This window comes from Kocuria sp. TGY1127_2 (assembly GCF_013394385.1).
Taxonomy (GTDB): Bacteria; Actinomycetota; Actinomycetes; order Actinomycetales; family Micrococcaceae; genus Rothia.
The window spans coordinates 770,470-789,885 of sequence record NZ_AP022834.1 but is presented as its reverse complement, the minus strand read 5'-3'; the positions used below and the strand labels follow the sequence as shown (position 1 = coordinate 789,885).

General features: G+C 59.5%; 18 protein-coding genes. 8 read left to right on the top strand and 10 right to left on the bottom strand.

The window, feature by feature from the left end; translation table 11 throughout:
• Positions 1–29: 29 nt before the first annotated feature.
• On the top strand, positions 30–1,529 hold the full coding sequence (locus sake_RS03515; protein WP_178945464.1) for a catalase: 1,500 nt from the start codon (positions 30–32) through the stop codon (positions 1,527–1,529).
• 113 nt (positions 1,530–1,642) lie between these two features.
• Here the strand turns inward: sake_RS03515 and sake_RS03510 are convergent, their stop codons facing one another.
• Positions 1,643–3,085, bottom strand: a complete 1,443-nt coding sequence (locus sake_RS03510; protein ID WP_178945463.1) for an SseB family protein — start codon at positions 3,083–3,085, stop codon at positions 1,643–1,645.
• A 126-nt stretch (positions 3,086–3,211) separates the two neighbouring features.
• On the opposite strand from sake_RS03510, the gene sake_RS03505 reads away from it, so the two are divergent.
• Positions 3,212–4,576 (top strand): DUF6882 domain-containing protein, encoded by a 1,365-nt coding sequence (locus sake_RS03505; RefSeq protein WP_178945462.1) that lies wholly within the window; start codon positions 3,212–3,214, stop codon positions 4,574–4,576.
• A gap of 183 nt (positions 4,577–4,759) precedes the next feature.
• Here sake_RS03505 and sake_RS03500 read toward each other — a convergent pair whose 3' ends face one another.
• Positions 4,760–5,401 (bottom strand): TetR family transcriptional regulator, encoded by a 642-nt coding sequence (locus sake_RS03500; RefSeq protein WP_129359190.1) that lies wholly within the window; start codon positions 5,399–5,401, stop codon positions 4,760–4,762.
• A gap of 117 nt (positions 5,402–5,518) precedes the next feature.
• On the opposite strand from sake_RS03500, the gene sake_RS03495 reads away from it, so the two are divergent.
• The 5 genes from sake_RS03495 (at position 5,519) to sake_RS03475 (ending at position 9,859) form a co-directional block, all read left to right on the top strand.
• Positions 5,519–7,255, top strand: coding sequence for a CocE/NonD family hydrolase (locus sake_RS03495; RefSeq protein WP_178945461.1), 1,737 nt, complete (start codon positions 5,519–5,521; stop codon positions 7,253–7,255).
• A gap of 117 nt (positions 7,256–7,372) precedes the next feature.
• Positions 7,373–8,074: a hypothetical protein gene (locus sake_RS03490; protein WP_129359186.1), complete on the top strand. Its 702-nt coding sequence runs from the start codon at positions 7,373–7,375 to the stop codon at positions 8,072–8,074.
• A 145-nt stretch (positions 8,075–8,219) separates the two neighbouring features.
• Positions 8,220–8,714, top strand: a complete 495-nt coding sequence (locus sake_RS03485) for a VOC family protein (RefSeq protein ID WP_129359184.1) — start codon at positions 8,220–8,222, stop codon at positions 8,712–8,714.
• A 21-nt stretch (positions 8,715–8,735) separates the two neighbouring features.
• Positions 8,736–9,239, top strand: a complete 504-nt coding sequence (locus sake_RS03480) for a VOC family protein (protein ID WP_129359182.1) — start codon at positions 8,736–8,738, stop codon at positions 9,237–9,239.
• 98 nt (positions 9,240–9,337) lie between these two features.
• A complete protein-coding gene (locus tag sake_RS03475) occupies positions 9,338–9,859 on the top strand; it encodes a nuclear transport factor 2 family protein (protein WP_178945460.1) in 522 nt (173 codons plus the stop codon).
• A 258-nt stretch (positions 9,860–10,117) separates the two neighbouring features.
• On the opposite strand, the gene sake_RS03470 is transcribed toward sake_RS03475, so the two are convergent.
• The 7 genes from sake_RS03470 to sake_RS03440 all read right to left on the bottom strand — a co-directional run bounded on the left by sake_RS03470 (position 10,118) and on the right by sake_RS03440 (position 16,863).
• Positions 10,118–11,551 (bottom strand): sugar porter family MFS transporter, encoded by a 1,434-nt coding sequence (locus tag sake_RS03470; RefSeq protein ID WP_178945459.1) that lies wholly within the window; start codon positions 11,549–11,551, stop codon positions 10,118–10,120.
• Positions 11,552–11,722: 171 nt separating this feature from the next.
• Entirely contained in the window at positions 11,723–12,517 is a 795-nt protein-coding gene (locus sake_RS03465) for a creatininase family protein (protein WP_129359176.1), read from the bottom strand.
• Complete coding sequence (locus tag sake_RS03460) at positions 12,514–13,488, bottom strand: aldo/keto reductase (protein ID WP_129359174.1); 975 nt, start codon at positions 13,486–13,488, stop codon at positions 12,514–12,516. Before sake_RS03460 ends, sake_RS03465 begins: the two co-directional genes overlap by 4 nt.
• A complete protein-coding gene (locus tag sake_RS13595) occupies positions 13,475–13,963 on the bottom strand; it encodes an HtaA domain-containing protein (RefSeq protein WP_178945458.1) in 489 nt (162 codons plus the stop codon). Before sake_RS13595 ends, sake_RS03460 begins: the two co-directional genes overlap by 14 nt.
• Entirely contained in the window at positions 13,960–15,207 is a 1,248-nt protein-coding gene (locus tag sake_RS03450) for a cytochrome P450 (protein WP_129359170.1), read from the bottom strand. The genes sake_RS13595 and sake_RS03450 overlap by 4 nt, the downstream gene beginning before the upstream one ends.
• Before the next feature lies 1 nt (position 15,208).
• On the bottom strand, positions 15,209–15,670 hold the full coding sequence (locus sake_RS03445; protein ID WP_129359435.1) for a flavodoxin domain-containing protein: 462 nt from the start codon (positions 15,668–15,670) through the stop codon (positions 15,209–15,211).
• Between the two features lie 11 nt (positions 15,671–15,681).
• The gene (locus tag sake_RS03440) at positions 15,682–16,863 is read right to left on the bottom strand and encodes an FAD-dependent oxidoreductase (RefSeq protein ID WP_178945457.1); all 1,182 of its coding nucleotides are present in this window, start codon (positions 16,861–16,863) and stop codon (positions 15,682–15,684) included.
• 352 nt (positions 16,864–17,215) lie between these two features.
• Here sake_RS03440 and sake_RS03435 point away from each other — a divergent pair, with 352 nt between their 5' ends.
• Positions 17,216–18,007, top strand: a complete 792-nt coding sequence (locus sake_RS03435) for a GntR family transcriptional regulator (protein ID WP_129359166.1) — start codon at positions 17,216–17,218, stop codon at positions 18,005–18,007.
• A 281-nt stretch (positions 18,008–18,288) separates the two neighbouring features.
• Here the strand turns inward: sake_RS03435 and sake_RS03430 are convergent, their stop codons facing one another.
• Positions 18,289–19,296, bottom strand: coding sequence for a polyprenyl synthetase family protein (locus sake_RS03430; protein ID WP_129359434.1), 1,008 nt, complete (start codon positions 19,294–19,296; stop codon positions 18,289–18,291).
• Between the last annotated feature and the right edge of the window lie 120 nt (positions 19,297–19,416).

Sequence of the window (19,416 nt, the reverse complement as noted above, 5' to 3'; positions counted from 1 at the left end):
CACGCACATTCAAAAGAAGGAGATCACAGATGACTGAGTTCGTTTCGAACCAGAGCACCACGGATCCGACGAAGCCCTCGACCACCGAGTCGGGCGCACCTCGCGAGTCCGATGCCAATTCATTGTCATTGGGCCCCAACGGCCCTCTGATGCTGCACGATGTCGCCCTCGTCGAGAAGCTCGCACGCTTTGACCGCGAGCGCGTGCCGGAACGCAGCCCCCACGCCAAGGGTTCGGGTGCTTTCGGCGAACTCGAGATCACCGAGGACATCAGCCGCTACACCAAAGCGAAGTTCCTGCAGAAGGGTGCCAAGACGCCGATGCTGGCTCGCTTCTCCACCGTGGCCGGCGAGCTCGGCTCGCCGGATACGTGGCGAGACGTCCGCGGCTTTGCGCTGAAGTTCTACACCGAAGATGGCAACTTCGACATGGTCGGCAACAACACCCCGGTGTTCTTCGTCCGCGACCCCATGAAATTCCCCGACTTCATTCACTCCCAGAAGCGCACCCCGGACTCCGGCCTGCGCAGTGCAAACATGCAGTGGGACTTCTGGAGCCTCTCCCCCGAGTCGGCCCACCAGGTCGCCTACCTCATGGGTGACCGTGGTCTGCCCCGCAGCTGGCGCAACATGAACGGCTACTCGTCCCACACCTACATGCTGGTCAACGAATCCGGCGAGAAGTTCTGGGTCAAGTACCACTTCCTCACCGAGCAGGGTGTGGAGAACATGACCAACGAAGAAGCCGAAGAGCTCGCAGGCTCCGATGGCGACTACCACCGTCGTGATCTCTTCGACGCGATCGCACGCGGCGAATACCCTTCGTGGCGAGTCGAGATTCAGATCATGCCGTACGAGGACGCCAAGACCTACCGGTTCAACCCCTTCGATCTGACCAAGATCTGGTCGCAGAAGGACTACCCGCGCATCCCCGTCGGCCGTTTCACCCTGACGCGCAACCCGCGGAACCACTTCGCGGAGATCGAGCAGGCTGCCTTCAGCCCCTCGAACACGGTTCCGGGAACCGGCGTATCCCCCGACAAGATGCTGTTGGGACGCGTGTTTTCCTACCCGGATGCACAGCGTAACCGCATCGGAACCAACTTCAATCAGTTGCCGGTCAACGCGCCTCTCGTGAGCACCAATTCGTACGACAAGGAAGGCCAGATGGAGTACCACCACAGTGGTGACGCTCCGGTCTACGCTCCGAACTCTTACGGTCGTGCATATCAGGACGAGCAGGGCCCGGTGGAGAATGGTTGGGAATCCGATGGCGAGCTCGTTCGGGCCGCCTACACTCTTCACTCGGAGGATGACGATTTCGGCCAGGCACACACCTTGGTCCGCGAGGTCTACGACGAGGGCGCACGCGAGCGCCTGATCGAGACCGTCGCCGGAATGCTCGGTGATTGCGAGGAACCGGTTCTCTCCAACGCCATCCAGTACTGGAAGAACATCGACCAGGAAGTCGGCGAGCGCATCGAGTCCGCAGTCAAGCAGAACGAGGGCGACGACGTCCCCGGCGCATAATGACGCGCTGCCTCTGAGCGTGGGCTGAACCGCCCGAAGACGAAGCGGGGCTTCCCACCATGTGGTGGGAAGCCCCGCTTTTCATGGTCACGGGCGTCGTCTCCCGGCGAAACCTAGGAGCTTTTGGTCCGCAACTTCTCCTGAAGCGCCGCGATCTCTAGCAGTTCCTTAACCTGCGCCATCGGCAAGCGTGCGCTGGGGCCGAAGGCATTGATCATGACCTCAGTCGCTCCGGATTCCACCGCCAGTCGCATGGCATCGAGGGCCGGGACCGAGCGCACCTGCAGACGAGGATCGAGGGCAGCGACTTCGGGGGCGGAAGTAAACAACAGGAACGTATGGGGGTCTTCGTCTCCCTCGGTCTGGGCGAAGACGGGACGCAAGCCCTGATCGTTCTGCCTCATCCCCAGGAGCAAGACGGATGCAGGTCCCATGAAGGAGCCGGTGAGTTGCTGCATTTTCTTACCCAACAGAGCATTCTTTGCAGCATCGTTACGTGGTGTATTCATGGCCCATTCGACCTGGGGGCCTTCGATGCGGCAAGAGTCCGGGGCATTGGGTTCGACGATGATGTCCGAGAGGGTCTCGTCCGCGACGAAATTCTGCAGAACGGACACGCCCGGTTCCCTCCTGAGAACAAGGTCTTTGGCGTTCCGACCCGATCCGGAGATGACTCGGCGGGCGGTTTCCTCACGAAGATACACGGCCAGTGAACGTCTGCCGTCATTGCCGAGGACCGCTTGGACACGGACCTGGGAGCCAGGTCCGACTTGCTCGCCGTTGGGCCCCGGGACCAGATCTGACCCGGAGATGTCCAGAAGAACCTCGCCTCCCATGAGGCACCGCAGAACGTTAGCGATCGTCTGTTCCGTCGGTTTCCGTGCGAAATGGGACAAAGCACGCTCCACCTGAGGGTTCACGGCCTCACTCGGCCGTTCAGACACCGAGAATTCGTCCTCGTGGAACTGCGAAGCCACAGATGGTCTCTGTTCGTGACCAGGAGTCTCGGTGGCCGGGGCGGCCTGGTCCTCGGGCAGATAACCTCGTGTTCGCTCAACCATCCACTCCGGCAGGTTAATTCGATCACGGGGAAAAGTTTCCCAATCACTCACGAGGTCCTCGGCAGCCAGCGGCGACTCCTGGCCCCAGGTATCCGGCTCGTCGTCGAAGTTGAGGTCCGTTCCTACCTGGTATTCGGGATCCGGCCACCCCTCCGCCTGGATAATGAGGCTCGCCGACAACCAGGCACCTTGTGCCCGCGTATAGGTTGCTTCGCGGAGTTCACGCAAGATCGGGACCACTGTCGAGTCCTCGTCGACCAGACCGGTAGACCCGGTCACTTCTCGCTCTCCGCGAAGTTCAGTAATGCGAGCGAGGTAGGAGCCTGGCTCCCGACGCGAAGGCTTCAGATCGGCGATGAGTTGATCCCAACCGGGTTCGGTCGTGGTCGAAGACAGCAACCAGTGCCCCAAGCGGTTGACCGCTTCCCCGGTGCGTCGTTGCCGTTCCGCCTCAGGCAGTTCCTCCGCCGCGTGGTCGTGGGCTGTACTTGGCATGCAATGTTCCTTAGCTGGTCAAGTGCCGCGTCGCCGTCCTGTGGCGACCTTTGCTGATTCGAGCCTACACAGTCGAGTCGGACTCATGAGGCCGCGGCACTGGCGTTTACTTGCTAGCCTGTTTTCATGACGAAAACTCTGCAGGACTTGATTGACGAATCGATCTTCATCTCCACCGAATATCAGGCTCGGCTCGCCGAGCTCAGCGGCAATTCCGACTGGTCGGTGGATTTCTCTGCCCCGTCATTCACTCTTGAGTCCGACCCCTCGGTATCCCTGAGTCCCTATCTGCTCGGCACCGAGTCCGAGCAGCGCGGCTCGTGGATCTGGTCCTGGCAAGAGCTGGGGCACTTCCCCGACGTCGTCGTAACCTCGGCCGTCCAGGCCCGTGAGGCCGGTGAGCATTTGGGGGTTCAGGAACTGACCACCGACGAATTGGTTCTTTCGGAAGGGCTTGCTCGCCGGCTGACTTTGGCTGCCAAGGCCGTCACCGGTGTATTCGCCCACTACCCGGCCGTTGCCGGCGGCGGCGTGCGCGCTTGGCTGCTGGTCGATGGACCAGAGCTCGAATTGCCTGAACCCACGGTCAACCGTATGGGCCGGGTCATGGCCGAAGCGCTTCAGACCAATACGGCCGTCCACCACCAGCGCGCGGTCGACTCCTACGCACGCCTTCGCGGCGCTCACATCTCGTGGGATACGGAAGCGTGCGCCGTCGTCACGGCCACCGATGGGGCCTTGCGCTTGTGGTTCGACGAGAACAAAATCTCCGGAATCGAGCCGGCCGAACCCGCCGTCGGCCAACGTGAACTGGACCGCGCGGCACAGGAAGCCGACCAGCATCGCCAAGCTCTCCGAGACGAAGCGCGTCGCGCGCTCAAGATTGCACAGCGCGAATCCGAGCAACAGCGTCAGGCTCGTGAAGAGGCGGAGGCGCAACGCGTTGCGGCCACGGAAGCCGCGGTTGCCCCTGGGGCCGAACAGCAGCCCGCAGTATCTCTCGAGGACACGGAAGGCGTCGAACGCACGCATCCCGAAGGCCAGGACCTGCCCTTCGATCAGGAACCCCGCGAGAATGCCGAGCCGGGCCTCGTCTCGACGCACGTGGTCACGGAGGAAGAGGCTCCCGAGCCTGCCGTTTCCCCGCAAGTCAGCCAAGATGAAGCGGTCACCGATACACACCCGATTGTCGAGAAGCCCGCCGAGTCCGAGCCTTCTGAGGCACAGGATGAGCAGGATCAGCCATCGGCGCTGGAACGTCTGCGTGCCGAACAGGCGCAGAACGAAGCCGCCCGCGTAACCCCCAACTCGCCTCACGAGGCAGAAGGATCGGAACCGGCAGAGACCGGTTCGACCGCTTCCTCGGAGCTACCCTCCGCAGGCGAGGAACGCGTATCGGCCCGCAGCGACGTCGAAACCGACGAGTCCCAGGACCAGGAAGATCAGGGGACCAAGAAGAAGGGCTTCTTCAGTCGCTTCTTCGGTCTGTAGAACACATCGGGCGGTGACGAGCCGGTATCGGTTCGTCACCGTCTTCGCATGCGCCCGGTGTCGCTGAATGTCGCGGGCGACACAACTTTGGTGCTCTGCGGCACCCCTGATGAGCGGCCACAGCTAGCTAACGGTATTCGGCGTACCTCGCGGGCCTGCCTGCGGGTGACCGTAAACTGCGGCTCATGTCCGCTGATTGTCCGTGGAGGCATCGTCTGAGCCTTCCACGAGAATGGACTGGATCGCAGGGCCAACCATTGCGACGATCGATTCGTGATCAGCAGCGGCCAACGTCGGAACGCCAATGATCCGACGGCTGGTGATAATGCCGACCAGCATAGCCGAGGCCATGCCTGCTCGCATCGCCCGGTCCTGGCTGTCTCCCATCTTTGCTCCGCGTTCGAGTCGGGACTGGATGAATTCCCGCAATTGAGCCTTCGCGTGTTCGTTCACGATTGCCCCTCGGAGCATGGCCATTAGTGGTTCGGATTCCTCGGCCGGTCCTTCCCAGGCCCTGAGGTATGCGCGGACGACCCGTTCCCCAAGCTGCTCGTCCGGTCCGTCGAATGCCGTATCGAATCGGTCGAGTGCGGATGCGGGGACGTCCATGACGGCGGCGAAAAGACCATCTTTCGAACCGAAGAACTGCATCACCAGCGAGGCGTCGACCCCAGCATCGGCGGCAACGTTTCGAATGGTGGTCGAGGCGTACCCGTCATTCGCGAAGCGCGCCTTCGCAGCGGCCAGTACAGCCAGGCGCGTATTGCTGGGGCCGGAACGTCGCCCGATGCGCGGCGACTGCTCATTCTTGTGTTGGATTGCCATAACCAAAATCTATCGTGGCCCAACCTTTTTCTCAACAGGTGTTGAGTTTTTAGGGGGTCGGTCGTACGCTCAATACAACAGCGAGATCACACAGGCTTCGGCACGAAGGAGATCACGATGACCGATCAGAAGATGTACGTACCCTCCCACCCCCTTCCCGACCAGCGGACAGGTTCTCTGACGCCTTTCGATCCGGGTACTCGGACTTTCGAAGCGGGGTTCCAGATCGCTCCACAGTTCAAGCCGTTACCGGTCGACATCGTCTTGGACAAGGACGTCGCCGTACAGTTGCGCGATGGCACAACCCTCTATGTCGATGTATTCCGCCCGGTCGGCACCGAACCGGTACCCGTGATCGTCGCGTGGAGCCCGTATGGCAAAGGTCAGGGCACCTCCCCCAGCGTGACGGGCGTGTTCGGGCTGGTGGGTCTGGATAATGCGAAGGTCTCCGGGCTCGAGAAGTTCGAAGCGCCAGATCCGGCCTACTGGTGTGCCAAAGGCTATGCGATTTGCAACCCTGACATACGCGGCGTGGTGGACTCGGAAGGGGACAGCGTCATTTGGGACCGGCAGGAAGGGCGCGACTGCTATGACGTGATCGAATGGCTCGCGGAACAGGAGTGGTGCTCCGGCAGGGTCGGAATGAGCGGTACTTCCTACCTGGCTGTCTCACAATGGTTTACCGCCGCCGAGCAGCCGCCGCACCTCGTCGCGATCAACCCGTGGGAAGGTGTCAGCGATGTCTATCGCGACCTGGTGATGCGCGGTGGAATGCCTGATACCGGCTTCGCTCAGCAGCTTCAAGAAGGAAGTTTCTTTGGGAAGAATCAGAAGGAGGATCTCCTCTCCGAGGTCGAGCGCTACCCTCTGATGACCGATCTCTGGGAGAACAAGATTCCGGAGTTCGAGAAGATCACCGTACCCGCGTACGTCGTGGCCAGTTATTCTAATACTCTGCATACCGCCGGGACCTTCCGTGCGTGGCGACGGATTGCATCTGAGGAGAAGTGGCTTCGAATCCATAATGGTCAGGAATGGCCCGATTACTACGATGAAGCGAATGTCGAGGACCTGCGTCGGTTTTTCGACCATTTCCTGAAAGATGAGAACAATGGATGGGAGCAGACGCCTCGCGTGCGGTACTCCGTGCTCGATCTCGAGGGCGGAGACCAAGTCAGGATTCCTGCGCAGTCGTTCCCGCCTGAAGGCGTCGAATCGAGGAAATACTATCTCGACGGTCGTACGCGGACCTTGGCGACTGCCGCTCCGGCAGAAGCGGTCGAATCCTCATATGCGGTAGACGCGAATCCGAACGCGGTGTCCTTCATCACCCGATTCGAGAAGGAAACGACGCTGGTCGGATACCCGAAGGCTCATCTCTACGTCGAAGCTCGCGGCGCCGAGGACATGGATCTGTTCGTCCTCGTACAGAAGCTGGACCGATTCGGTACACCCCTGCAGGCGTTCACGGTTCCGAATCAGAGCGCGAGGGCCCACGATCTTACCGACCATGGCGCAACAATCCTCCGGTACAAGGGTTCCGACGGGCGACTTCGTGTATCGGCACGGCATCTCGACGAAACGCTTTCGACCGACGATGTGCCCGTGCACAGTTTCGACCGCATCGAGAAACTTTCTGCGGGCGAGGTGGTCGAGATCGAAATCGACCTGTTGCCGATCGGTCTGGCGTTCTATCCGGGCGAACAATTGCGCTTTGTCGTGAGTTCCCGGAACTTGCTCGGTACGCTGATGCCCGCGATCCGTGAGTATGTCGGCGCCAATGAAGGACAGCATGTCCTGCACACCGGTGGCAATCGCCCGTCTCACCTCCAGTTGCCTGTCCGAAACAGCTGACACACATCCAAAGTTGCCGGCACGAAGAAACTCAGCATTTCTCGTGCCGGCGACGTCAACCGACTGTAGAAAAGCAGCCGCCGAAACCCACCCGTATGCACTGGGAGCACGACCCTGATGAATTTTGACCTGCCCACAACCGCCCCGCGCCTCACCGAACCGAGGGTTCACCTCTCCGGTCAGGACAGCGACCGGAGCATTGACGAATTCGAGCGGTTCTCCGCACGGCGGGCGCTAGGGCTCATGAAACGAAGGCTCGGTCGCGAGCGTCTGTTGGAGCTCCTGAGCGAAGAGATCGAGGCAGGTGAGGCATTCCTGCGAAGCCACCTTCAGCGGTCCGAGGGAGAAGAAACCACCGGAACGACGACGTTGCGCGCACACGGCATCACGGCCGCGGAGTTCGGCATCTGGCTCGCGGGCGCCTTTGCTCGCGAGGATGTCATGATCGCTGGCCACCCCGAGCACTACTCAATCCACGCCGAACCCGGCCAGAGTGTCAACATCGTAGAAACCCTTGACGAGTACGTCTGTTCGTTCTTCATGCGCCCATGGAATGACAGCGTCGTTCGTGGCCAAGAGTTGCCTGGCCTCGCCGAGGAACGTCCGGCCGAGCGCCGGTCACACATCCTCCTCGCCGACGGGACCGTGATCGGTTCGATCGCGAACGCGTTCGAGGAAGAGTCAGACGGGTTCACCGCGAGACTGTCCGTCACGCTGCCCTCGACGTGCGCGCCCGACGTGATCGAACAACATCTCGAGCACTTCGCTGTCGAGTTCCGATTCTGGATCTTGCAGGCAGCTGCCGATCTGGCCGCCTAGAAGGTTGGCCGGCAGATGTTCATATCTATCGCTGGCGCTATTGATAGCGACAAGGCCGGAACAAGGCTTTCGCCGAGGTGCGAATTCCAAAGATCACGCCTGGGGCAATCGGCCGCACCGGCACAAGGCTAGAAAGGAGAGCTTCATGAGCGCTCTGGTAAGACAACTCGAGCACGTGTGCATCACCGTGCCCAAGCTCAACACGGCGCTGGCGTTCTATCGGGACGTCTTGGGTTTCCAGTCCGTGTTCGAGACGGAAAATGAGACCGCGGATGGCCGACTGCTGGGATTTGATCAGGATGGAATAGGCATCGCTGCCCATCACATCCTCACGGTCGGCGCTGACCCGAAGATAGCCACTGCGATCAACCTGGTCGAATACACCGAACCCAAATCGGTTGTTGACGATGGCCCCTACCCTCCGATGAATCACACTGGACTGAGCCGGATGTCTTTGGTCGTAGACAGTGTGCAAGATGCGTTCACGACGATCCGGTCTTGTGAAGGTGCTGAAATCGTTTGCCCACCCCGAGAAATCTCCATTCAAGAGCCAGAGGCCACGTTCACCTCACAGTGGTTCAGTTTCAGAGATCCCTTCGGAGTGTTCATCACGATGACGGAGCCCCTCCCTACCGATTAGTTGAAAAGAAGGAGAAGACTAGTGGCACAAGAAATCAACCGACTCTTCCACGTCTGCATCGCGGTGCCTGACATCGAGAAGGCGCTCGAGTTTTATCAAGGAGTGCTCGGTCTTCAATCCGTGGGCAGCCTGAGGAACGAAAAGTCCGACGGCGCGATGCTTGGATTCCCCGGAGAGGAAATCGAAATACACGCCAACCACCTGTGCGGCAAACAAGCCGAGAACGCTACCGTCATCGACCTGATCGAGTTCGTCAACCCGACCACCGACGTCGACGAAGGTCCGTACCGACGTATGAATCAGGTCGGCATCACGCGAATAGCCTTCGACGTCGACGATGCCGATGCAATTTACGAACGCCTTCGTGCACACGGCGACATCGAGATCCTAAGCGAGCCGGCCACCGTCCAGGCTCCCACTGACGGATTCTTCCGGATCGTGACCTTCAAAGACCCCCACGGCATCGTGCTGGAAGCCATTGAACACCGTCTGGATCCCTTGATTCCAACAAATCGACAAGCGTGAATACGACGAACCTCGGCTCTCTGACAAAAGCTACAGACGACGAATGTTGAAGGGCTCTGACGTCAGACCTACTGACCGCCCTGAAAGGTGCAATTAAAATGGTTGAAAACGACAAGGCAGCAATCATTGAGGTGCTGAACCTCTACGCCCTCGCACTCGACGCACACCAATGGCACCTGTTCGACCGGGTGTTTACCGAAGACGTCAGCGCAGATTTCGGGCCTGCTGGGGCCGAATGGACCGGACTGGAGAATTTCAAGAAGTCCTTCGCTGAGTTCCATGACCGGCTCGACAGCCATCAGCACACGATGATGGGCCAGCTGGTCCATGTGAAAGGTGACATGGCCTACGCGTTCAGCTACGGGAACTGGCTCCTCATTCGAGCTGACGCCGAGGGAGGCCCAAGCTGGGTGGGCAATGGTTGGTACCACGACGTGTTGGTCCGTACTTCAAGGGGGTGGCGTATTCAGAAGCGCGTTTGTCGACTGTTGGACTGGACGGGAAATCCTGCCGTCCCGGAGCCGCACAAGGAACACCAACCGGATATGGACACCAATTCCCTTCACCAGTTCGCGGAGGCGAAGCAGGTCAGCTTCCTGGAAGCTCTCGACGAGAGATAGACAAGCATGTTTCGCCACGGACCGGTTCTTCCGACCACGGTGAAGCGCGCGTGACCGGAGATACGAGAAGGACCGGTTCTAGACAGATGCAAGCTCTCGGGAGCACGCATCTGGTACGGAAACAGCCTCCGCGTGACCTCTGGCGACGCCACAGGACCGGGTGCGATCTGTAGTACGCCCGAACCTGTTCCGGTTCCGCGTCTAGGATGTGATGGCCGCTGCCGGCATGAGGTTCGATTCCCGTGCGCCCTGCAATGCTTACCGCGGAACGGTATAGATGGCACCGGTCGTGACGTCTTCTTCAAGTTCCTCGAGGGAACGCCCACGGGTCTCGGGCACAAATTTCAGGACGAAAAGGAAAGAGAGCACGTTCGCGATCGCGAAGAGAATGAACAGGCCCATGCCCAGGGTTCCGACAATCGACGGTACAAGCAGAGCAAGAGTGCCGTTGGCCACCCATAGGACGAATACCGAGATGCCCATACCGATTCCTCGCATGTGCAGGGGGAAGACTTCAGAGAGATAGACCCACACTGCGATGTTCAAGAACAGCTGAATCGAACCGATCAACACCACGATGAGGGCAAGAAAGACCCAAGGGCGCGCCACGTTACCGACGGGCAGGAGCGTCATGGCGATTGCGATGAGCACGTGGGACAGGGCGGTCAGGCCAGTTCCGTAGAGGAAATTGGTGCGGCGGTTGATTCGGTCCATCAAGGAGAGCGCGATGGCTCCGCCAATGACCGCGATCACTCCGGGAGCGATATTGACCCAGCCGAGCATCGACTCGCTAAAGCCCGATTCCGCAAGGAGTCGCTGACCGTAATACATGATCGCGTTCACGCCCGAGAACTGTTGGATAACGCCCAACACACAACCGATGATCAGGATGAGGACGAGGTTCTTGTTGGATAGCACGGCCTTGAGGCCGAGCTGCTGGGTGTGCTCCTCCTCCGTGGTGACCTCTTTGACCTTGACAATCTCCGCCTCAGCACGTTCCTTGGGGCGAACCGTCTTCAGTACCGCGAGAGCTTCGTCGTTGCGATCCTTCTCAATAAGCCAGCGGGGAGATTCGGGCATACGGAGCATACCGAAGAACAGGACGATGGCGGGCAGGGCACAAATGGAGAACATAACGCGCCAGATGCCGTCGATGTGCCCCAAGGTGGCAGCGAGGATGGCGTTGACGACGAAGGCGGCGAGCTGGCCAATGACGATCATGAGTTCATTGCGTCCTGCCAGTGACCCTCGGATCTCGAAAGGCGCCATCTCCGCCAGGAAGACGGGGACTACCGTCGATGCGCCTCCGACCGCCAGCCCGAGCATAATGCGCCCGATAACGAGGACTGCATAACCCGGAGAGAAGACAACCGTCAGTGTGCCGAGGAAGAAGAGTACGGCGAGGGCGATGATGGTCGGACGCCGTCCAATCCGATCTGAGAGCCTACCTCCGATCATCGCCCCGAAGGCAGCCGCGAAGACGAGGGAGCTGAGAACCACGCCGACCTCCAGGTCGGTCAGGCCCAATTCCGTCTGCATCGGACGCTCTGCTCCGTTGGAGACGCCGGTGTCATATCCGAAGAGCAGGCCCCCGAAGGTGGCGACGAGGGCGACGAGGCCGAGTCGCTTTTTGTGCGGACCGGCAGTAATCGGAGGCAAGGGTGTGGTGTTATTCGCAGATGAGGCTGACATATACACTCCTCAGGTCATATCACCCCACATCGGAGTGATTTAGTTAGTAATCGGATTCTGATATTTGAATGATGGAATTTTTTGTTTAAATAACCCATTCTGAGTGATTTCAGTTGGATACAGCTCTATTTTTCCGCGTGGCCGGACATTGCTATCAATAACGGCAGGACGCTAAAACCTTGGGTGATGCTCGGTCGTAGTGCATTGTGAATCAGAATTGTGCGGGGCCTGACCTTCGGCATCTGAGGTCTGAGCGGCCAACCAGCCCCCGAGGTGCTTCAGCAAAGATGTTCCCTCCTCAATCTTCGCCTCGCGCGGGTCCGGTCCGAAGACACCCCAGAGTGGTTGGCTCTGCTCGTGACGGTATTCGCCGTAGGGATCGACTCCCGGGCCTTCTGTGCTTGGGACCCCACCGGCCGGAAGTCGCTCCAGATGTACAAGCTCCGGCGCAATTCCAGCCAGAAGTGTCGTCTCGAACCGTCCCGCGTGGTCTGGCGGCAAGGGGGCCGTGTCACATCTGTTGACTGCCGTACCCACCAGCCGGAGGGAACCCGAAGCACGGTCGCGCCATACGCTCGTCACATCGTCGACCATGTCCAGTTGCTCGGGGGCGAAATGTCCGCTGAAGACGACGGCGGTCTCGACGCCCAATTCCTCCAGGCGCACGAGCGTCTGTAGCAGGTGCCTCGAGATTCCGTCCCCGTCAGACATCATGATTGTCCAGGGATAATCGCGATGCCCACCTCCGAAGCCCTGAAATATCGGTGGGAGGACGATCCCTCCGGTGGTCCGGGCAGCTTCGAGACATACGCCGTGTGCGGTGAGGGCGTCCAGCCCGATGGGCAGGTGCGGACCGTGGAACTCCAATGTCCCCAGGGGGATGTAAGCGGTCGGCGCCGCATCGATCAGCGTCTGGACCTCTTGATAGCTGAGGAATTCTGCGCGTGCGTATCGAGGCCGGCTCATGTGTAGTAGTTCCTGATCCATCCGTGCTTGGCCAACTTCAGACGCAGTTCTTCGGGGAAAGGCTTACCGTCGGAATAACTGATGTTTCGCCGAATGTTCCGGGAGCTGCTCATCCCGGCGATGACGGTGGAGACCTCCGGTGAGGAAAGGACGTATTTGATAGCAGCTTCCGCCAGGCTCGAGTAGTAGGGCCTGACCACTTCTTTTAGTGCCTCAACGCGTTGAAGTGTCTCAGCGAATCGCTCTCCCCGGAACATCTCTTTCTGCTGCGAGCCTTCTTCCCAGGAGTCATAGGTCTGGGGAGTCCAGAGCCCGGAAAGTGAGCCCGAATCGAAAGCCACGCGGTCGATGATTGCTGTATCCGTGGTAGCTGCTGCGGGAAATAATTCCTGAGCAGGACGTTGCTCGAACATATTGAAAATGACCTGGATCGAATCGACCAGACCGAGTTCGGCCAGCTGTAGCCCTTCGTCAGGCCGGTAATCGCGAATGGAGACGCCGATCTTGTCGATTTTCCCTTCAGCACGCAGCTCGTTAAGGGTTTCCATCCAATCAAGTTCGCCGATACCGGATCGTAACCAGCAGTGGAGTTGGAGCAGATCGAGTCTCTCGACGCCGAGTCGATTCAGCGAATCCTCGACGCTTTCACGCAGGTACCAAGCGGGATAGCGTCCGCGCATTTGAGGGTCGTCATGATCGGGCGCGGGCCACTGGATCGGCTGAACCTTGGTGGCCACATAGATCTTCTCTGTCCCCCACTGACGCAGGGACTCGCCGATGATCTTCTCACTATGGCCGGATCCGTAGAGCTCTGCCGTATCTACGAAGTTGATTCCTCGTTCATAGGCTTCGAGGAGGGCATCGACGGATTCTTCGTCGTCGACGTTTCCCCATTGACCGCCTAGCTGCCACCCTCCGAAGGAGATCTCGCTGACCTTCCAACCGGTGCGGCCAAAGTTACGGTACTGCATATATCCCTTTCGATAGTCGTTCTGTGCCGAATTCCGCCGGATGCCCCCGAGGGAGAATTGTTAGAGGGCGCAAACGATCCCCCGGGCGATAAATGTCCCCCAGGACGAAGGCGCCGTCGTCCGTGAGAGTGACTTTCTCGAAGACCAAGCGCTCGCCGGGGCCTTCTCGGCCGTTTGATAACGTGGCGATGCAGCAATCTGCGCCATTCACGTGTGCGCAGACTTCCTGATTGCGATGGATCCTGAAGTCTTCGAACATGACGCTCAGCATTCCGCGGTGTCCCCCGAACCGAACGAAGCCGGTGCAGTGGATATCGCCGGTAGGCTGCAGTATCCCGGGGAACAGGAAGGCGTGGTCCTCGGAACGCTGAGCGCCATCACCGACCTTCACTCGCCCATCCGGTAAGGCTTCGACATAGGACACGAAGCTGCTCCGTATACCCCACTCGATGACGACGTTCCGTGACGTATTCATGATGTGAAGACAACCGGAAGCTTGCCGAATCCCCGGACAAGCTGCTTTTTCCAACGCTCGGGGGTTCCGGTCACCCGAATTCCAGGACCATTGACCAACTCCTCGATGAGAATGCGGGCAGCCAAACGGGCGAATGGCGCCCCCATGCACGCGTGAATTCCGTCGCCGAAGGACATGATCCGGTTGGCCGGTGTGAAAATCCTGGTCAGGTCGAAAGCATCAGGGTTCGGGTAGACTCTCTCATCCCTGTTGGCCGACCCTTGCAGGAACATCACCCGGGAATCTTTGGGGATAGTCGTTCCCGCGAATTCGAGATCTTCATTCGTCTGGCGCGACAGATTCTGGCCTGGGGTCTCGTAACGCAGCGACTCCTCGACGAACTGAGGAATCATCGATGGGTTTTCCTTGAGGAACGGTTGCAGTGCCGGGAAGCGGTCCAGGATGGCAATGCAGTTGGTCATCAACGAGGCCGGTGCGTCGCTGGCAGCCGAGAGGACCAGGTGAGCCAGACCCTCCTGTTCCTCAGGGAGTACCTTTCCGGCGTGCACTGCATGCAGGATCTGCGTGAAGGCGTCCGAGCCCTTGCTGCTCGCACCGGACTCGGCCTGTTCTCGCCGGGCGGCAAATCGGTCGGAGAGTATCTGTTCGGTTTCCCGGTTCGCTGCCGCTGCATCGGCCGGGACCCCGTACTCTCCCACGATGCGGACCATGGCCCGCTCGAGGTGGTGGGTGAATACTTCGTTGTCTTCCTGGGGAGCTCCTAACAGCGTGATGCCCATGCCGATGCCCATTGGTATCGCGACATCCGTGGCGAAGTCTCCGCCTCCTCCATCCCATATTTTTCGCAATAGCTCGCGGACATAGGCACGGACGTCGTCTTCTTTCTCGAGAATGGCCCTGGCAGAGAAAGTCCGGCGAATCGCCGCCCGGAGCGCTGTGTGGCGCGGTGGATCGAGGGTGACGAGCATACCTTCGCCGTATGAATCGTGGGTCCCGTCAATGTCGTTGCCGAAACGGTTGGAAAGCCTCTCGTGGTCACCGAGCCCGGCTCGCACATCGGCATACCGGGAGACCACGTACAGGTCTCGTTCTTGGTTGTAGTAGACGGGTGCGTCGTCTCGGAGTCTCTTGAAGAGGTCGTACGGATAGTCGTAGTCCGCATAGGAAAGAGGGTCGTAGTGGACTGTCAGGTCCGGAGGAATATCGACTTTTTGATCGGCGTGGGCTGTCGTTGTAATACTCATATCAGGCCACCGCCTTCAGATTGATCTCCTCCAGAACTTCCTGCGCCCACGTCAGAGCCTCCTCATTCGGCAAGGACCCATCGCCTGCATCGTGGCGGCCATAAGTGCCGATCCGCGTTGCGCCCAAGGCGGTGAGGCGTTTGTCGATATGCTCACTGCCTTGGCTATAGGTATCCTCGTATGTGCTGTCGCCCAGGCCGAACATCGCATAATTCATTCCCGCAAGTTCAGGACGTTCGGCGTCGAGCAATTCGGCAAAGGGAACCGCGCTGGAGGGAAGGCCGCCTTCACCATGGGTGGAGCAGACCACCATGCAAAGAGTCTCAAGGGCGAGATCTTCAAGACCAGCGTCGGTCATGTCGATGGCCCGGATATCCACCTGATCGGAAAACTCGTCCACGATGTCGTCGGCCACCGTCTCAGCATTCCCTGACTCAGTTCCATAGAGAACTAGTACATTCATGACAATCTCCTTCATCCGTTGATCGCTGTGGTGTTGTTGATGCTTTGTGCGTTGGAGCGCTCTTGGTCCTCGACGATCGAGTCCACGACCATGCGGGCATCTGCACGGTTGTCGGGGATAGTCCCAATAGGTCCACGGCGATACCATCCGACGCAATAGATTCCGTCGGCGAGTTTCCCCCGGGAGATATCGGAAGCAGCAGTTTCGAGTGTCCTACGGCTCAGAACGTCGTCGGCGATTTCGGTGAACCCCACCGCGGTGCACACAGAATCGGCTTCCAGGCTCAATCTCTCCGGGGTCCCCGCGGTTCTCCGAAAAACTGCCTCGCTCACCCTGTTTTCTCCCTCCAGGTGATCCGGAGTCCAGCCGAAATGTAGATTGACGTGCCGGGACGCGCTAGAGGGGGATCCCTTGATCAAGTCCGCAATGGCTTCGGTCTTCTCGCCAGCGGTTTCCTCATCGGCCGACGAGAAATTCGAAAGATCGCACCCGAAGCCGACATCGGGCATTTTCCCTAGCTCACGGATCATGGTGGTATCGAATTTCGCCCGAGATACCGCAGATCTACCTACGACGTCGATGGATGTGATCTTTTCCACATCGAGTGCGGTGATGACGTCAGTGGGGACTCCGAGCTGGGCGAGCCTCACGGGCGGAGTAATGAGGAGTCGCACCAGATCGACGGCCACATTGCCGTTCCCGACCACCACAACATGCCGGCCCAGGCGTACATCGTCCGTCCGGCGCTCAGGATGCCCGTTGATCATGCGCGTGATAGTCCCTGCCCCGTAGACGCCTTCGTGACTCGGCGCTCCATCCGCGCGGTGAAAACCATCGATCTTGCGGTCGGCCCAGAGCCCAGTGGCCAGGACGACGACATCGTATTCAACGGTCAACTCTTCGAGGGAGATGTCACGTCCGACCTCCACGCTCCCCTGGAACCCCACTCGTTCTTTGGTGAAAAGCCGTTCGAACTGATGAGAGATCGCCTTGGTACCCAGATGGTCGGGGGCGACCCCGTAACGAATCAACCCATATGGAGAATTCAGCCTATCGAGCATATCTATCTCGGCTTCACGCCATTTCTTGCGCAAGAATTGGGCGGTATAGCAACCCGACGGACCGCTTCCCACAATAACGATCCGCGGCTGTTGAATAGCCGCCTTTATCTCTTGATTGGGTGATTCCACCACTATTCTCGCAACCTCCTCAAGAGCCGGAATGCGACGGTTTGAAAACCGTTCAGTGGACAAAAATGTATCTCACGACATACGCATATTGTGCCCTAGCACATAATTCGGACCGGTTCACCTAGAAAGTTAGACCGGTGAGGTCGGTAGTTGTACAACATTCCATACAGCTCAGAACCCCGATGAAGAGGGGCGACGATCGCCTTATGCCTCAGACCGCATGATCCGGCTGGAGGGCCGCTCGCTCCAGCCGTTGTGCGTCAACCAGGAGCGAAGGTGCCCCAGCGGAGAGGCGACCGCCAGGACGAGGATCGGGGGGGGGGCTGGCAGGAGCGGAAAGGGATATTGTCAGAACATGGATTCATTCAGCATCGACCCGGAGTCGCCTCTGAGCACATGGGGACAAGTGCAAAGAGATCTACAGAGGCGTATCGAAGCGGAAGAATTTCAACCGGGTGACCGCCTGCCTTCAGAAACTGACCTGGCTGCCTACTACGGGGTAAGCCGAATGACGGTCCATCGTGCCGTTCAGTCCCTAGCCCGGCTGGGGGTTCTGGAGTCCAAGCGCGGGTCAGGAATATACGTGGCGTCGAGGCTCGATCAGGCCCGCTACGATGTCAATCTGCTGCGCCCTTGGAGGGAGCAACTTCTCGCGGGCGGGCATGTGGCCAGGTCTCGTTTGCTGGAGCGTTCGCGGGAATGCCAGGTCCACGACAGTCTCGCGTATCTCGTCGAGAACGACAGTGTCGAACAATTCACCTTCGGTCTCCATCTGCAAGAGGTGGACGGCACGCCGATCGCCATCACAAACTCGTGGGTTCCGTCCCGCGAACAAGAGATCGTGGTGGAACAGCCGGCATCCGCTCTCGCGATAGCGGTGGGCACTATACAAATTTCCTACGCCACGCGCAGCCAAGCGCATCTATTAGGGATTCCCCGGGACACTGCCCTGCTTGCCCTCGTCACATGCAGCAGGTTGAGAGAGACCGGGGAACTCATCGAACTGGCCAGGACCAGCTGGGTCGCCAACAGAGTTCGATTGAAATACGGTCGATCACTGACAGTAGGTCAGATCGACATGTCAGAACTACTCAGATTTCCCCAGGCCGGTGAAACAGCACCCACTCGCAAACGGCCACGTCCGTGACTGGCGCCAAAACGCATCCTGCCTTTGCCGTATGTGAGCGTCCAGCTGCTCAGCGGCTTTCCGGCGAGCCGCTTAAGGTCGGTTCCGTGCCAGGCTTTCTGTTGAGGAACTCTCCGGTCCCAGCGCCGACGCGGTCGTTGAAAATAAGTCCCTTCGACACCATGGCCGAGGCCCTGAACATGATTCCAGGGGCCCTTCTCATCGGGCACCGAAAACAGCGCAATTCACAACAATTAGTAATGCGGCTCGTAGGGCCGTGGGCGGGGAACCGCAAGGAACCGTCAGGATTCCCGGTGCACTACGGCTTCTGCGAAGGACTTGAGAGCTTGCTTGACGGTTGTATCAGGCAGAGAATTCAAAGCACCGATGGCGTCGTCGGCCCACCTGTAAGCGATGTCCCAGGCCATGCTCGTGGCCGGATGGGCTCCCAGTGCCTCGACGGCCCGGGCCAGCGCCTCGTCCGTGCTGAGGTCGGCATCCATGAGATCCACCACGCGCTGCGCTTCCTCATCCCCATCCGAAGCAGATTTGCGCACCAGAATCGAGGGAAGCGTCGGAACCCCTTCGCGAAGATCGGTTCCAGGTGTCTTCCCGGAGGATTGGTGGGAAGCGGTGACGTCGATGACGTCATCGGCAAGCTGGAATGCGACCCCGACCAACTCTCCGTAACGAATCAGGGTTTGCACGGTTTCCTCGCTAGCACCCGCCAAATGTGATCCGTACTCGCAAGCGGCTGCAATCAACGAACCGGTCTTGCCTTCAATGACCTTGATGTAATGAGCCAGTTGGTCTTCGTCCGGATTCGCCCCGGCCGTCTCGTACAGTTGCCCGAGCACCAGCCGTTCGAAAGTCTTGGCCTGAACCGCCAGAGCCCTAGCCCCGAGGTCGGAGACGATCAGTGAAGCCCGCGAGAAAATCAGGTCGCCGGTAAGAATCGCGACGGAGTTTCCCCAAATCATGTGCGCGGCATCCGCCCCGCGACGTTTGGTGGCGTCGTCCATGACGTCGTCGTGGTACAGAGTAGCCAGGTGTGTCAGCTCGGTGACGACCGCGGCCTCGATGGCGTCGTCATTGATTCCCCCCGAAATCTCCGCGGCCAAAAGGGTCAGGAGCGGCCGTACCCGCTTTCCTCCGGCTTCGAGGAGATGACGGGAAGCGACGTCGGCCAAGGCATCCGTGTAGTGGACGGCCCGATCGAGACGTTCTTCGACTTCACCGAGGCTACGAAGGATCTTAGGACCAAGAATCTCGTCACGAGCGATCAGCTCGAATCCAGACGGCAATTGCATGTCTTCATACCCCGCGAAGGCTTGCGCGAAAGCGCTCTCGGGCTGGTCGTCATGCTGTCCGGGATGTGTATCAGTCACGGGCTTAACACTAACCGTTTCTCTCGGGGCCAAGGGCCGTTG